The sequence below is a fragment of the Thalassovita taeanensis genome (assembly GCF_900110775.1).
GTDB classification, from domain to species: Bacteria; Pseudomonadota; Alphaproteobacteria; order Rhodobacterales; family Rhodobacteraceae; genus Litorimicrobium; species Litorimicrobium taeanense.
Map to the genome: position 1 here is coordinate 156,837 of NZ_FOEP01000007.1, position 15,117 is coordinate 171,953.

The following is a 15,117-nucleotide window of genomic DNA, read 5'->3' on the forward strand; positions in this document are numbered from 1 at the left end:
ACAAGGGCCAAGGCGCTGCGCCGTGGGTTTTGTGTGGCAGTGTCGGTTTCGCGCTATCATGGGTCGGCTGGGCTGTGCGTTTTTCGCCGCGATCAGTAAACATCTGGCCAAACCCTTTCCAACGGAGTCGCCCGCAAAATGAAGACCCATGTCAAAGCTCTGGTTGTCGGTGGTGGCGCTGTCGGCACCTCGGTCGCGTATCATCTGGCCCGCGCGGGCTGGAGTGATGTGATGCTGTTGGAGCGCGACGAGCTGACCTCGGGCTCGACCTGGCACGCGGCGGGGCTGCTGCCGCTGTTCAACATGTCATTTGCCACCACGCACATCCACAAATACTCGGTCGATTTTTACAAAACGCTTGAGGCCGAAACCGGCCTGAATGCCGGGTTTTCGGTGGTCGGCAATCTGCGTATGGCGCAGACGAAGGCGCGTATGGATGAATATATGCTCTATGCCACCACGGCGGACACCTGCGGTGTGCCGTACCAGTGGATGACGCCGACCCAGATCAAGGAACGCTGGCCGCTGGTGCGGACTGATGATCTGGAGGGCGCGATTTATCACCCCACCGATGGCTATATCAACCCGGCTGATGTGACCATGGCAATGGCCAAAGGGGCCCGTCAGCGCGGCGTGATGATCGAACGCAAGTGGCAGGTTGATGGGTATGAGTGGACCGGTAGCGAATGGTGGGTGACCTGCACGAAGATGGTCGAAAAGGGCGGCAACCTTGTGCCCTCGGACGAACAGATCATCATCACCGCCGAGCACGTCGTGACCGCCACTGGCAATCACGCGCAGCGCACCGCAAATCTGTTGGGGATCAGGATGCCCGCCATCCCGGTCGAGCATCAGTTCATCGTCACCGAACCTGATCCGGCGCTGGTGGAATACCGCAAAAATGGCGGGGAAGAGCACCCGGTGCTGCGCGACGCCGATGCCAAATGGTATGTGCGCGAAGAGCGTGGCGGCTGGATCCTTGGCCCCTATGAGCGTGGGGCGCCTGCACGGTTCCAATACGGGGTGCCCGACAGTTTCCGCGCCGATCTGTTCCCGCTGGATCTGGAGCGGATCGAAGAGGAATACATGGCGATGATCCACCGGCTTCCGACCTCAGAAAACGTGGGGCTGAAGGATGATTTCAACGGCCCGATCTGTTATACGCCCGATGGCAACCCGCTGGTCGGTCCTGCGCCGGGGCTGCGCAATATGTGGTTGGCGGAAGGGTTCTCGTTCGGGATCACGGCGGCGGGCGGCACCGGGTACTATCTGGCGCAACTAATGGTCGAGGGCGAGGCCGAGATCGACATGGCCAGCCTTGATCCCAAACGCTATGGCAGCTGGATGACCACGGATTACGCCGTGGCCAAGAATGAAGAGGCTTACGAGCATGTTTTCATCCTGCACCACCCGGATGAAGAGCGCCCTGCGGCGCGGCCTTTGCGTACTTCGCCAGCCTATGATCGTCAGGCGGCGCGCGGCGCGCAATTTGGTCAGGTCAATGGTTGGGAGCGCCCGAATTACTTTGCACCGCAAGGGTTTGACGATCACGCGGCGCGGTCGTTCCGTCGCGGTGGATGGTGGCAACATGCGGTCGAGGAAGCCAAAGCGATCCGTGAAGGCGTGGGGCTGATCGACGCCACCGCCTTTACCAAACACGTTGTCAAAGGCCCCGGTGCCACGGCGTTTCTGGATTGGTTCACCTGCAACAAACTGCCGAAAGTGGGCCGGATCAATCTGACCTATGCGCTGACCGGGGCGGGGACGACGCATACCGAATACACCATCGTGCGGCAGTCCGAGGACGAGTATTATCTCGTGTCTGCCGGAGCCTGGACCGATTACGACGCCGATTTCCTGCGTAAGGCAGCGGCGGATATGGCCGCCGAGTTCGGCTATATCGAGATCCAGAATGTCACCACGCAATACGGGGTTTTCGCCATCGCCGGGCCGAAATCGCGTGCAGTTCTGCAAGAGGTGATCCGCGATGCCGCGCCGGAAACCGCGCTGAGCAACAAGCGTTTCCCGTGGCTGTCTGCGCGCCGGATCGAACTGGGTATGTGCCCGGTCAATGCCATCCGCGTGGCCTATACCGGCGAGCTGGGATGGGAGCTGCATCACCCGATCGAGATGCAGAACTATCTGTTTGATCTGCTTGAAAAGGCAGGAGAAAAGCATGGGATGAAGCTGGTTGGTGCACGGGCACAAAACTGGCTGCGGCAGGAGAAGTCCTATCGCGCGTTTGGCAACGAGCTGGGCCGTGATGCGACCCCTGCCGAGGCTGACCTGCCGCGCTTCATTGACCTGACCAAAGAGTTCCACGGTAAGGCCGCGATGCAGGCCAAAGGCATCCGCAGCACTTGCGTGACGTTGCTGATCGACGGGCCGGATGATGCCGACCCTTGGGGCCGCGAAGTGCTGTTTGAGGCCGACGGCACGCGTGCTGGGCGGTTGACCTCGGGCGGGTATTCAGTGGCGTTCGGCAAGAGTATCGGCATGGGCTATGTCCGGCCCGATCTGGCGGTGCCGGGCACAAAGCTGAAGGTCAAGATGTTTGATCAGATGTGGGATGCCGAGATCACGGTCGACAGCCCATATGATCCCAAGAACGAAACGATCCGCAAGGATATCTGAGTGGGGATACGGGCGCGAAAAAGGGCAGGGCCGAGGCGCTGCCCTTTTGCTGTTCTGGGGCTACTTCGCCGATAGTTCGTCGAAGCATTCCAAGGCTTTAGCGGCGTACATCATGGCGGGGCCACCGCCCATCTGGATGGTCATGGCCAGCACGTCGCTGATTTCTTCGCGGGTGGCGCCAGCGCGGATCAGCGTGTCGACATGCAGGGCAATGCAGGCTTCGCACTGGGTCGAGACGGCGATGCCGAGGGCAATGAACTCTTTGGTTTTAAACTCTAGAACGCCGCCTTCTTTGACAGCCTTCCCCAGCGCACCGAAGGCGCGGGTGGTGTCGGGGATGGTTTTATTGATGGCTCGCAGTTGGTTACGGGTGTCTTCGAGTTTGGTGGTCCACGTCATTCTCAGTCTCCTTATATGTCCCGGACCGGGAAAACATGCTGCGGCGCAGCGGGCTTTGATCCTGATCAGATTGGGCGACGGGCGATGAAAGAAAGATTGTTTGCGGGCATTTCGATCACTTGCACCAGATCCAGCCAGGCCGCGTTCAGCCAGTCGATCACATCCCAATCATCCTTATAGCCAATCTCGGGATCCTGCGCGCGCAGGCTGGCGTGGAACGTGGCGTCGCCGTCCGAGGTGACCTCTCCGTCCCGCAGAAACGGGCCATAGAGGATCAGAATACCGCCGGGCGCCAGCGCTTTTGCGGCCTCGGATACCACGGTTCGGGCTTCGGGGCCGGAGATCAGGTGCAGAAGATTAACAAGTAAAATCAAGTCTTTATTGTCATTCTCTGCGGCCCATCCGGGGGCGGTGGCGTTCAGGGAAATGGCGGGCAGAACGTTGCCAAGACCGGCGGCATGAGCATCAATCGAGGTGCGGCGCTGGGCGTCGATATCGCTGGGTTGCCACGTCAGATTTGGCAGGCGTTTTGCAAGCGCCGTGACATGCTGCCCGGTGCCCGAGGCAAGTTCGAGCGCGTGGCCGGTTTCGGGGGCGTGATGGGCCACCAGATCGCAGATAAAGCCAATATTGCGGGCGGCCGAGGGGGCGTGCATCCGGCCATCATCGGCGGAAGCGGGGGCGTCGGGCAGGGAAAGTTTGCGTGTCATGGGGACGTGGTGCCACGGGAAAGCGGCCTGCACAAGGGATGCACAATACATGCACATCCCATGCATATCGCAGGTGCAGCATTTTGGGGCGCCTTAGCCGTGACCGAGGGCGGTGGCGCGCTGATAGGCGGGGCGGGCGCGGATCATTTCGACGAAGCCCGCGAGAGCCGGAAAATCATCCTGCCGTTTCTGGCGCATGGCGAGTTCGGCCGGGAAGCTGAGCATGATGTCGGCGGCAGAGAGATCATCGAGCACAAAATGGCCGGAGGGGCGCACGAGGTTGTTCATGTAGCGGTAGTGGCTGTCGAGTTCCGCCTCGATCCGCGGGGTCAGCGGCGCGCCCGCCTCGCCCAGCCGCCCGACGTAGAGGCCCAGCAGGATCGGGGTCATGGCGGAGCCTTCGGCGAAGTGCATCAGCTCCAAGTGGCGGATGTAGGCTTTGGTGCCGACAGGCGGGATCATGTCGGGGGCGAAACGGGCGCAGAGCAGTTCGGTGATCGCGGCGCTTTCGGTAATGAGGGAGCCGTCAAGTTCGATCATCGGGGATTTGCCCAGAGGGTGCAGCGCGCGCAATTCGGGCGGGGCCAGATTGGTGGCGGGATCACGGGTATAGGGCACGACGTTGTAGGGTTGGCCCAGTTCCTCGAGCAGCCAGAGGATGCGGTGCGAGCGGGAGCGGTTGAGGTGGTGCAGGGTGATCATAAGCGGCGCCTTTCGCGGCTGGGGTCAGGCGAAAGGGTAGGCTGAATGGCGAGTGTTGGGAAGGTGGGTTTGGTGGGGGGCGAAGCGGCCATTGACTTTTCATGATAGCAGGTTCGTAATCTGTCTTTTGAGCCATTTGGGCGGCGCATTGATGGAAAAACAACTTGTGCTGTACTTGGATAATTGCGTTTTCAGCAAAATTCTTGAGCCGGGAAACGCAGGCTTGCGGCGATACTTCTCGAATATACCGCACCGTCTTGCATTTTCCGATATACACCTTACCGAGATGCGCGGAAATCGGGACGAGTATGCAAAGCTACTTGACGATCTGAATGCTGTGTTCGTCCGCAATCCCGGAGCCATTCACAATCGATACCACCCAATTTCGTCTCTGGATTCAGGCGAACCATTCCGCAGGTTTTCGGAGCATCTTGAGTTTGCGCCCGCTTTCGATGCCTTTGAAGCAATACTATCGTTTATGCAGCATCTTCTTGGTGGGCGCCGAGAGAGTAAGATGCAAGACATCGCGGTTTCGGCTGATGCCCGTATCAAGAGTTCTTTAGCCGAGCTGCTATCCTCCGCTACGGGTGGCGTTTTTGAAGGGATGATAGCGAATTTTTATCCCCGTATCGATGAGGTCACCCAAAATATATCTTCCTTGGACGTTGATAGTGGATGGAGGTGGATTGATGCACATGCAAGAGTCGCGCGAGAAGGCGATCCAATGAGAGATATGCACCCTTTGGAAAAGGTTAACTATTTATTTTCATTACTTGATCCGACGGAGAGCATGCAGTTAGTAGAGTTATTTCCCAAGGGTTTTGCACGCCACAAAGTCCTTAAAAATGGAGATATGGCAGGCTTTGCTTTCATGCTATTTTCTTTGGGCCTTACAAAGCGCAAAGGAATTTTTAGCGGATCACGACAAGAGAAGAAATTCGTTGCCCAATTTCGCGATGCTATGCATATCGAAGAAGCCTCGCGCTGCGACTGCTTCATTACATTCGATCAAGGGGCTTTCGAACTGGCTTCTGCGAGCTTTGCGTATGCGGGTTTTTCAACGAGAACGATTCTTCTCAAAGGGGCGGAGCATAAGTCCACATAGGGCTTGGTGCATATTTATACGCTTGGTAGATTTGCCTCAAAGAGTTGCGGTCTTTTGCGGTATTGCAACAAAAAAGGCCCCGCGTGATGCGGGGCCTTTTGTCGTTTCGAGGCGATCCTTAGTTGGGGATCGTGCCTTCGATGCCTTCGACGTAGAAGTTCATGCCAGCAAGGGTGCCGTCATCGGCGGTTTCGCCGTCGGCCAGCCAATCAGAGCCGTCCTGCTTTTTCAGCGGGCCGGTGAAGGGGGCGTAGGCGCCGGATGCGATGGCGTCTTTCAGGGCCAGGGCTTCGGCTTTGACGTCAGCGGGAACGGCAGAGGAAATCTCGCCGATGCCGACCATGCCTTTGCCGATGCCATCCCAGGTGTCGACGCTTTCCCAAGTGCCATCCATGACGGCCTTGGTGCGCGCGATATAGTAGGGCGCCCAGTTGTCGATGATCGAGGAGACGCGGGGCATGGGGCCGTATTCGGCCATGTCAGAGGCCTGACCGAAGGTATAGACGTTGCCAGCGGCCTGAGCGGCGGCCTGCGGTGCGGTCGAGTCGGTGTGTTGCAGGATCACGTCGGCGCCCTGTTCGATCAGAACCTTGGCGGCGTCGGCCTCTTTCGCGGGGTCAAACCAGGTGTAGGCCCAGACGATTTTGAACTGGACGTCGGGGTTCACCTTCTTGGCGTGGATATAGGCCGAGTTGATGCCGCGGATCACTTCGGGGATCGGGTAGGAGCCGATATAGCCGACGATGTTGGATTTGGTCAGGTGACCGGCGATGGTGCCCTGCACGGCGCGGCCTTCATAGAAGCGGGCCGAGTAGGTGGAGACGTTGGTGTCACGCTTGTAGCCGGTGGCGTGCTCGAACTTCACCTTCGGGAATTTCTTGGCGACGTTCAGGGTCGGGTCCATGTAGCCAAACGAGGTGGTGAAGATCAGCTTGGCGCCATCGAGGGCCATCTGGGTCATCACGCGCTCGGCGTCGGGACCTTCGGGGACGTTTTCGACAAAGACGGTTTCGACCTTGTCGCCGAACTCGGCTTCGACGGCGAGGCGGCCCTTGTTGTGCTCATAGGTCCAGCCGCCATCGCCGACGGGGCCGACGAAGACGAAGCCCACTTTGGTTTTTCCACCATGGCTTTCGGCCATGGCGCCAGTGGCCAGGCCAAGCGCAATCGCGGCGGTGGTCAGAAGTTTGGTCAGTTTCATTCAGGTTCTCCCTGTTTTGGTTAGAATGATGGCCTCATTGCGAGGCGTGGAAAGAGCGGCCGAGGGCGGCAGGGGCACTGCTGCGGTCGGCCGACATGATGACCAGCACAAGGATGGTGATCAGATAGGGGGACATTGCCAGATACTCGACCGGGATGGCAACGCCTGCGGCTTGCAGGTTCAGCTGCAGCACATTGACCCCGCCAAAAAGGCAGGCGCCCAGCAGCACGCGCCAGGGCTTCCAGCTGGCGAAGACCACGAGGGCGAGGGCGATCCAGCCGATGCCGGCGGTCATGCCCTCGGTCCATTGGGGCACGCGGATCAGGCTGATATAGGCGCCGCCGAGGCCCGCGCAGGCACCGCCAAACAGGATCGCCAGCACGCGGATGCGCACAACTTTGTAGCCAAGCGCGTGAGCGGCATCGTGGTTTTCGCCGACCGCGCGCAGGATCAGCCCGGCGCGGGTGTATTTCAGCACCGCCCAGGTGGCGGCGGTCATGGCGAAGGCCAGATAAACGACGGGATCCTGGGTGAACAGGATCGGGCCAAGTACGGGAATATCGGCCAGCAGGGGGATATCGACCTGCGGAAAGGCGGGCGGTTTGACGCCCTGATACCCCTGGCCAAGCAGCGCCGACAGGCCAAGCCCGAAAAGCGTAAGCGCAAGGCCCGAGGCGACCTGATTGGCCAGCGCATATTGCGTCAGCAGCGCGAACAGCAGCGACAGCACCGCGCCACCCACCGCCGCCGCCGCCAGCCCCAGCACCGGCGATCCGGTGTTGACGGCAATGGCAAAGCCGCAGATCGCGCCGGTGATCATCATGCCTTCAACGCCAAGGTTCAGCACCCCGGCTTTTTCCACCACCAGCTCGCCGATGGCGGCCAGCAGCAGCGGCGTGGCGGCGACGATCAGCGAGGCCAGCAGCAGGATCGGGTTGATCGAGGAAATGTCCATCATGCCACCTCACGCTGTTTCAGTCGGATACGGTAATTGGTCAGCACATCCACCGCGAGCAGGAAGAACAGCAGCATGCCCTGAAACAGCTGGATCGCGGCCGAGGGCAGGCCCAGGTTGGATTGTGCGATCTCGCCGCCGATGTACGTCAGCGCCATCAGCCCCCCGGCCAGCAGGATGCCCACCGGATGCAGGCGGCCCAGAAAGGCCACGATGATCGCGGTAAAGCCATAGCCGGTGTTGAAATTGATGCTGACCTGCCCCGAGGGGCCCGCCACCTCGAACAACCCGGCCAGCCCGGCCAACGCCCCCGAGGCGCCAAGACAGATCAGGATCAGCCGGGCAGGCACAACCCCGGCAAAACGCGCGGCGCGCGGGGCTTGGCCGGTCAGACGGATGTGAAAACCCAGCATATGCCGGTTCAACAGGATATAGGAAAAGATCACCGCAATGAACGCCGCCACCACGCCCCAATGCATGCCGGTGCCCGCGATCAGCTCGGCGTTATGGGCTGATGCGTATTGTTGCAGGTTGCGGCTGCCGGGAAAGCCAAAGCCTTGCGGGTTTTTCAGCAGCCCCAAGGACATGGAGGCCAAAAGCTGCTCGGCCACATAGACCAGCATCAGCGAAACAAGGATTTCATTGGTGCCGAAACGCACCTTCAGAACGGCCGGGATCATCGCCCAGACCATGCCGCCAACCGCCCCCGCAAGCACCATCAGCGGAAAGATATACCAGCCTTCGATCGGGTAAAATGCCAGCCCGACGCCCGCGCCGCAAAGGGCGCCGACGATATATTGCCCCTCGGCGCCGATGTTCCAGATCCCGGCGCGAAACCCAAGGCTCAGCCCGATGGCGATCAGCACCAGCGGTGCGCCTTTGACCAGAAGCTGCGGCCGGTAGTAAAACGCGAATTCCGAAAACAGCGGGTCCCAGAAAATCGTGCGGATCGCCACCAAAGGATCCTCGCCCAGAAACGCAAACAGCGCGCCCCCGGCGATCATCGTCGCAATCACCGCCACCAGCGGCGTCAGATAGGTCCACAGCTGCGACGGCTGCGGCCGTTTCTCAAGCCTCAGCATGGCACGATCCCTGTTTCTTTCTGATAAAAATACTCACTGCGCAGCGGGTCAGACATGTGCGACCTCCATGCCATGGGCGCCGCCCATCATCAGGCCGATCTGCTCGACGCTCAGCCCGCGTGCGGGCAGGATTTCGGACAGGCGGCCTTCGTTCAACGCGCCGAAGTGGTCCGAGATTTCCATCAGCTCGTCCAGATCCTGACTGATCACGATCACGGCGGTGCCGCCCGCAGCCAGATCCAGCAGCGCTTGACGGATCGCAGCGGCGGCGGCGGCATCCACGCCCCACGTGGGTTGGTTGACCACCAGCACGGTGGGGCGTTGCATGACCTCGCGGCCGATGACGAATTTCTGCAGGTTGCCCCCCGACAGCGCCCGCGCGGCGTTGCCGGGGCCGGGGGTGCGCACGTCGAAGCGTTCGATGATCGCCTCGGCGAACGCGCGCGCTTTGCCCCATTTCAGGAAGCCGTTCGCTTCAAGCCCTTCGCGCACCGATCCGGTCAGCATGGCGTTTTCGGTCAGGCTCATGTCGGGGGCGGCGGCGTGGCCCAGCCGTTCCTCAGGCGCGGTCAGCAGGCCAAGGCGGCGGCGCGCCACCGGGCCGAGGGCGCCGATCGGCTGACCTTCGAGTGTGATCGCGCCCGGCGTGCTGATCAGTTCGCCTGACAGCGCGCCCAGCAGTTCATCCTGCCCGTTGCCCGCGACCCCGCCGAGGCCCAGCACTTCGCCCGAGCGGACCTGAAGCGTGATGTTCTTGAGCGAGGTTCCGAAGGCCGAGGGCGAGGTGACCGAGAGGTTATCAAGGTCGAGCAGCACCGGGCCCAGCTCGCCTCCGTTGCGTTCGGGGATGTGCAGCGCGGCGCCGACCATCAGTTCGGCCATTTCGCTGGCGGTGGTCTTGGACGGCACGCAGGTGCCGACGTTTTTGCCCAGCCGCAGGATGGTGGCATTGTCGCACAGGGCGCGGATTTCTTCGAGTTTGTGGCTGATATAGAGGATCGCCACGCCTTCGGCGGTCAGTTTGCGCAGGGTGGTGAAGAGGATCTGCACCTCTTGCGGGGTCAGGACACTGGTGGGTTCGTCCATGATCAGCAACTTGGGATCTTGCAGCAGGCAGCGGATGATTTCGACCCGCTGGCGTTCGCCCGCCGACAGGTCGCCGACGGTGCGGAACGGGTCCAGCGGCAGGCCGTAGGTTTCCGACACCTCGCGGATTTTGGTCGCAAGGTCGCGCATCGGCGGCGGGTTTTCCATGCCCAGCGTGATATTTTCGGCCACGTTCAGCGCGTCGAACAGCGAGAAATGTTGAAACACCATCGCCACGCCCGAGGCGCGGGCGGCGCGGGGTTCGGCGGGCGAATAGGGCGCGCCGCGCAGGGTCATTGTGCCGCTGTCGGGTTTGACCAGCCCGTAGATCATTTTCACCAGCGTTGATTTGCCCGCGCCGTTTTCGCCCAGCAGGGCGTGGACCTCGCCCTCGCCAATCTGGAAGGAGACATCGCTGTTGGCGACAACACCGGGATAGGCCTTGGTCAGCCCGTTGATCGAAAGCAGCACGCCTGTCACGCGGATTTTTCCTTTCTTTGGGCGGGGTTGGCCGCCATGTCCCTGAGTAGTCCAGTTGCGACGCCGAGGGCAATCGCCTGTGGGTGTTTGCCAAGCTCGGGGGCGCCGATCGGGCAGGTGATCTGTGTGATTGCGCCGGGAGCGTGCCCAAGGGCCGCCAGTCTGCTGCGGAAGCGGGCCCATTTGGTGGCCGAACCGATCAGCCCGGCGCTGGCGAAGCCATGGCCAAGCAGCGCGTGGCACAGCGCCAGGTCAAGCGTGTGTGAATAGGTCAGGATCAGGTGATGCGCGTCTTGCGGCGCGTGGGGCACCAGACGTTCGGGGTGTGCGGCGGGCAGGGACGTGACGCCGACGGGGATGTTAGGCGGGAAGCGGTCCGGCGCGGTGTCGATCCAGGTGATGTCGAACTGCGGCAGTGGCGCCAGCGTTTGGGCAAGCGCCCGCCCGACATGGCCCGCGCCCCAGATCCACAGCGGGTGCGCGGGACGGTGCAGGGGTTCGATCATCCAGCCGTGCAGCAGGTGCGGCATGGGCAGGGTGCCTTGGTTGCGGGCCTGCGCCAGCAGCCGTGTCACTGCAAGCGGCTGCGGGCCGCCAGCGGGGCTGCGGGCAATGACTTCGCCGGTCAGTGTGGTCAGGCGGGCGGCGTCATAGACCTCGCGCAGCAGGTGGACGCGACCACCGCAGCATTGGCCAAGATCGGGGCCAAGCGCGTGGGCGCTGAGCCGGTCGGGGGCGCCGGGCAGGGCGGTGCGGGCCTCGGACGTGGCTTGAAATTCCAGCGTGCCGCCGCCGATGGTGCCCGATTGCCCGTCTTTCCAGACCAGCATCGCGGCGCCCACCTCGCGCGGGGAGGAGCCTTCGGTCTTGGCAATCACGACGCGGGCGACCGGGCCGTGGGCGGTCACGGCGTCGCGCAGGGTATCGAGGTCAAAGCCCATCGCGGACCCTTTGCACGGCGGCCAGCAGCCGTTCCGGCGTGGCAGGCGCATCGAGCGCGGGATAGCCGGAGCCGCAGGCGGCCACGGCATCGGACAGGGCCATCAGCGCGGAAATGCCCAGCATGAACGGCGGCTCGCCCACGGCTTTGGAGCGGTAAACTGTTTCTTCGCGGTTGGGGCCATCCCAGAGGGTAACGTTGAACTGATCGGGCTGATCGCTGAAGGCCGGGATTTTATAGGTCGAGGGCGCGTGGGTGCGCAGGCGGCCTTTGGCGTCCCAGACCAGTTCTTCGGTCGTGAGCCAGCCTGCGCCCTGCACATAGCCACCTTCGATTTGGCCGATGTCCAGCGCGGGGTTCAACGAGGCGCCAGCGTCGTGCAGAATATCGGCGCGCAGGATGCGGTTTTCACCGGTCAGCGTGTCCAGCACGACCTCGGTCAGGGCGGCGCCATAGGCGAAATAGAAGAACGGGCGGCCTTCGCCCTTGATCCGGTCCCACGCCAGTTTCGGGGTTTTGTAGAACCCGGTGGCGCTGAGGCTGATGCGGTTTTCATAGGCGAGTTTTGCGGCTTCGGCGAAGGCGAGCCGGGTCTGGCCGATGGTCACATGCCCGTCAGCGAAGTGCACATCCTCGGGGGGGGCTTGATGGTAGTCGGCCAAAAAGTGAGCCATACGGTCGCGGATGGTATCGCAGGCGGCCTGTGTTGCCATGCCGTTGAGATCCGAGCCGGAGGAGGCGGCGGTGGCCGAGGTATTGGGCACTTTGGCGGTATCGGTGGCGGTGATCTTGACCACGCTGGCATCGACGCCAAAGCGGCTGGCCGCGACCTGCGCCACTTTTTGAAACAGGCCTTGGCCCATTTCGGTGCCGCCGTGGTTCAGGTGGATCGAGCCATCCTGATAGACATGCACCAGCGCGCCCGCCTGATTGAGGTGGGTCAGGGTGAAGGAAATGCCGAACTTGACCGGGCTGAAGGCCAGCCCCTTTTTCAGCACCGGATTGGCGGCGTTCCATGCAGCCACCTTGGCGCGGCGCGCGGCGTAATCGGCGCGCTCCAGCAGGGTTTCGGTCATCTCGTGCAGGATGAAATCATCAACCTGTTGGCCATAGGGCGTGGTGGTGCCGTTTGTTTTGGCCGGGTGTGCGGCGGCGGGCGCATAGTAGTTGGTCTGGCGCACCTCGGCCGGGTCGCGGCCAAGGCTGTGAGCAATGTGATCCATCACGCGTTCGATGCCGACCATGCCCTGCGGGCCGCCGAAGCCGCGAAAGGCGGTGGCGCTTTGGCTGTTGGTTTTCAGCCGGTGGCTTTCGATCCGCACGGCGGGCAGGAAATAGGCGTTGTCGGCGTGCAGCATGGCGCGGTCGGCGACCGGCAGGCTGAGATCCTGCGCCCAGCCGCAGGGGGTAAGCTGCACGAATTCGATCCCGCTCAGTTTGCCGATGTCGTCGAACCCGGCGCGATAGGTGATGCGGAAGGCGTGGCGTTTGCCGGTGATGGTCATGTCATCATCGCGGTCATAGCGCATTTTGCAGGGTTTGCCCGTCAGCCGCGCGGCGATGGCGCAGGCGACAGCCAGCGCGTTGCCCTGACTTTCCTTGCCGCCAAAGCCGCCACCCATACGGCGGATTTCGACGCGAACGGCGTGCATCGGCACACCTAGCGCCTCGGCCACCTTATGCTGGATCTCGGTCGGGTGCTGGGTCGAGCTGTGCACCAGCATATCGCCACCTTCCTGCGGCAGGGCGAGGGCGGCCTGGCTTTCGAGGTAGAAATGTTCCTGCCCGCCAAGCTCGAGCGTGCCCTCAACCCGGTGGGGGGCGTCGGCGATGGCGGCGGCGGCGTCGCCGCGCGCATAGATGCGGGGCCCGTCCTCGAACCGGCTGTCGGTGGCGAGCGCCTGTTCCAGCGTCAGGATCGGCTGGTCTTCTTCATAGCTGATGACCGCGCGGCGCGCGGCGATGCGGGCGGCGCGGTGGCTGTCGGCCACGACAACGAACAGCGGTTGACCGACATAGTGCACAGTACCATCCGACAACAGCGGTTCGTCATGCGCCGAGGGCGAGACATCATTGGCAAAGGGCAGGTCGGTGGCGGTCAGCGCGGCGACAACGCCGGGCGTGTCGCGCACGCTGGACAGGTCCATCGCGGCAATGCGCCCGCGGGCGATGGTACTGAGGCCAAAGGCAAGGTGCAGCGTGCCGGAGGGCGTGGGGATGTCATCGACATAGCGCGCCTGTCCGGTGACATGCAGGCGGGCGGCATCGTGGGGGAGGGGTTTTGTCACGCTCATGCCCCCACCTGCCGGACCGAGACATGGCCGCCGATATCTTCGAGGAAGTAGCGGCTGAGCAGGTTGCGGGCGGTTTCCAGCCGGTAGCCAGCCGAGGCGCGCATATCGGACAGCGGGGTGAAATCCTGTTCCCAAGCGTCCCAAGCGGTGGCGATGGCGGTGTCGTCCCATGGCTGACCGATCAGAGCGGCCTCGGTATGGGGGGCGCGTTTTGGGATGCCTGCCATACCGCCAAAGGCGATGCGGGCGGCGGTAACGGTGCCGTTTTCGACCGCGATGTTGAAGCAGCCGCAGAGCGCCGAGATGTCCTGATCGAAGCGTTTGGAGATTTTATAGCACTTCAGCCGGTCGGGCTGTCTGGGCAGGCTGACCGCCTCGACGAATTCGCCGGGGGCGCGGTCTTGCTTGCCGTAATCAACGAAGAAGTCCTCGAGCGGCAGGGTGCGTTTGGTGTCGCCGTGGCGCAGGTGCAGGGTGGCCCCCAGCGCGATCAGGGCGGGTGGGCCATCGCCGATAGGCGAGCCGTTTGCGATATTGCCGCCGATGGTGGCAGCCGCGCGGACCTGAGCCGAGCCGTAGCGGCGCAGCATCTGCCCCAGCGAGGGGTGCAGCCGGTCCATCAGCGGGATCATCTGTGCGATGGTCACGCCAGCGCCAAGGGTGATGCCGGTGTCGGTTTCGGTGATCTGTTGCAGGTCGGTGCAGCGATTGAGGAAGGCGACCGGGCCAAGCGTGCGCATCTGCTTGGTCACCCAAAGCCCGACGTCCGTGGCGCCCGCGATCAGCGTGGCGTTGGGGTTGGCGGCATACCATGTCGCCAGCTGGTCGGTGGTGTCGGGTTGCACTGTGGGGCCGGTGGGGCGTTCGGGCGCGGCGGCCGTCGGGGGCGTGTCGGCCTTGAGCCACGTCGGCACCGGCAGGGTTTCGGCGGTGTGGGCGGCGCGCAGGATCGGCGCATAGCCGGTGCAACGGCACAGGTTCCCGGCCAGTGCTGTGGCGTGGTCGGTCTCGCCGTTCAGGTGGGCGGTGGCCATCGAGGTGATGAAGCCGGGCGTGCAGAAGCCGCATTGGCTGCCGTGGTGGTCGATCATGGCCTGTTGCACCGGGTGAAGCTGCCCCTCGGGGCCGCTGATGCCTTCGACGGTGCGGATGGCTTTGCCGTTGAGCTGTGGCAGGAACAGGATGCAGGCGTTGAGCGCACGCGCGCCGATGGGGTCGGTGACCATGACCGTGCAGGCGCCGCAGTCGCCTTCGTTACATCCTTCTTTGGTGCCAGTAAGGCCGCGCGTGTCGCGTAGCCAGTCGAGCAGCGTGACCGTCGGGGAAACGTCGCGCAGCTCCACGCTCTCTCCGTTCAGAAGAAAGGTGATGTCCATGTTGAAACCCGCCGCTTTACCGTTGGTCTTGCCCTTTTAACGCGTCTTCGATGCGGCAGAGAAAACGCGCAGGCCCCTGTTGTAGAGGTCAAGAAAGCGTGATTTCGCCGGTTTGGCAAGCTAAACTGGGATCGCCGCTGCTGTAGAATTTGG

The 15,117-nt window shown here is 62.6% G+C and carries 12 protein-coding genes; 2 read left to right on the top strand and 10 right to left on the bottom strand.

The window, feature by feature from the left end; translation table 11 throughout:
- Window positions 1-138 precede the first annotated feature (138 nt).
- Window positions 139-2,634, top strand: a complete 2,496-nt coding sequence (locus BSF79_RS11670) for a GcvT family protein (protein WP_090270065.1) — start codon at window positions 139-141, stop codon at window positions 2,632-2,634.
- Window positions 2,635-2,694: 60 nt separating this feature from the next.
- Here BSF79_RS11670 and BSF79_RS11675 read toward each other — a convergent pair whose 3' ends face one another.
- From BSF79_RS11675 to BSF79_RS11685, 3 genes are all read right to left on the bottom strand, one after another.
- Window positions 2,695-3,033, bottom strand: coding sequence for a carboxymuconolactone decarboxylase family protein (locus BSF79_RS11675; protein ID WP_090270066.1), 339 nt, complete (start codon window positions 3,031-3,033; stop codon window positions 2,695-2,697).
- A gap of 65 nt (window positions 3,034-3,098) precedes the next feature.
- Window positions 3,099-3,743, bottom strand: coding sequence for a DUF938 domain-containing protein (locus BSF79_RS11680; protein WP_090270067.1), 645 nt, complete (start codon window positions 3,741-3,743; stop codon window positions 3,099-3,101).
- A 93-nt stretch (window positions 3,744-3,836) separates the two neighbouring features.
- Entirely contained in the window at window positions 3,837-4,445 is a 609-nt protein-coding gene (locus tag BSF79_RS11685) for a glutathione S-transferase family protein (protein WP_090270068.1), read from the bottom strand.
- A 151-nt stretch (window positions 4,446-4,596) separates the two neighbouring features.
- On the opposite strand from BSF79_RS11685, the gene BSF79_RS11690 reads away from it, so the two are divergent.
- Window positions 4,597-5,550: a hypothetical protein gene (locus tag BSF79_RS11690; RefSeq protein ID WP_090270069.1), complete on the top strand. Its 954-nt coding sequence runs from the start codon at window positions 4,597-4,599 to the stop codon at window positions 5,548-5,550.
- Window positions 5,551-5,668: 118 nt separating this feature from the next.
- Here BSF79_RS11690 and BSF79_RS11695 read toward each other — a convergent pair whose 3' ends face one another.
- Genes BSF79_RS11695 through xdhA form a run of 7 tightly spaced genes read right to left on the bottom strand, consistent with a single transcriptional unit; the run spans window position 5,669 to window position 14,964 of the window.
- On the bottom strand, window positions 5,669-6,751 hold the full coding sequence (locus BSF79_RS11695) for a BMP family ABC transporter substrate-binding protein (protein ID WP_090270070.1): 1,083 nt from the start codon (window positions 6,749-6,751) through the stop codon (window positions 5,669-5,671).
- Window positions 6,752-6,785: 34 nt separating this feature from the next.
- Window positions 6,786-7,706, bottom strand: a complete 921-nt coding sequence (locus BSF79_RS11700) for an ABC transporter permease (RefSeq protein ID WP_090270071.1) — start codon at window positions 7,704-7,706, stop codon at window positions 6,786-6,788.
- On the bottom strand, window positions 7,706-8,788 hold the full coding sequence (locus BSF79_RS11705) for an ABC transporter permease (protein ID WP_090270072.1): 1,083 nt from the start codon (window positions 8,786-8,788) through the stop codon (window positions 7,706-7,708). Before BSF79_RS11705 ends, BSF79_RS11700 begins: the two co-directional genes overlap by 1 nt.
- Before the next feature lie 48 nt (window positions 8,789-8,836).
- Window positions 8,837-10,354, bottom strand: a complete 1,518-nt coding sequence (locus BSF79_RS11710; protein ID WP_090270073.1) for an ABC transporter ATP-binding protein — start codon at window positions 10,352-10,354, stop codon at window positions 8,837-8,839.
- Window positions 10,351-11,295, bottom strand: coding sequence for a xanthine dehydrogenase accessory protein XdhC (gene xdhC / locus BSF79_RS11715; protein ID WP_090270103.1), 945 nt, complete (start codon window positions 11,293-11,295; stop codon window positions 10,351-10,353). Before xdhC ends, BSF79_RS11710 begins: the two co-directional genes overlap by 4 nt.
- On the bottom strand, window positions 11,285-13,588 hold the full coding sequence (xdhB, locus tag BSF79_RS11720) for a xanthine dehydrogenase molybdopterin binding subunit (RefSeq protein WP_090270074.1): 2,304 nt from the start codon (window positions 13,586-13,588) through the stop codon (window positions 11,285-11,287). Before xdhB ends, xdhC begins: the two co-directional genes overlap by 11 nt.
- The gene (gene xdhA, locus BSF79_RS11725) at window positions 13,585-14,964 is read right to left on the bottom strand and encodes a xanthine dehydrogenase small subunit (RefSeq protein WP_090270075.1); all 1,380 of its coding nucleotides are present in this window, start codon (window positions 14,962-14,964) and stop codon (window positions 13,585-13,587) included. Before xdhA ends, xdhB begins: the two co-directional genes overlap by 4 nt.
- Window positions 14,965-15,117 lie beyond the last annotated feature (153 nt).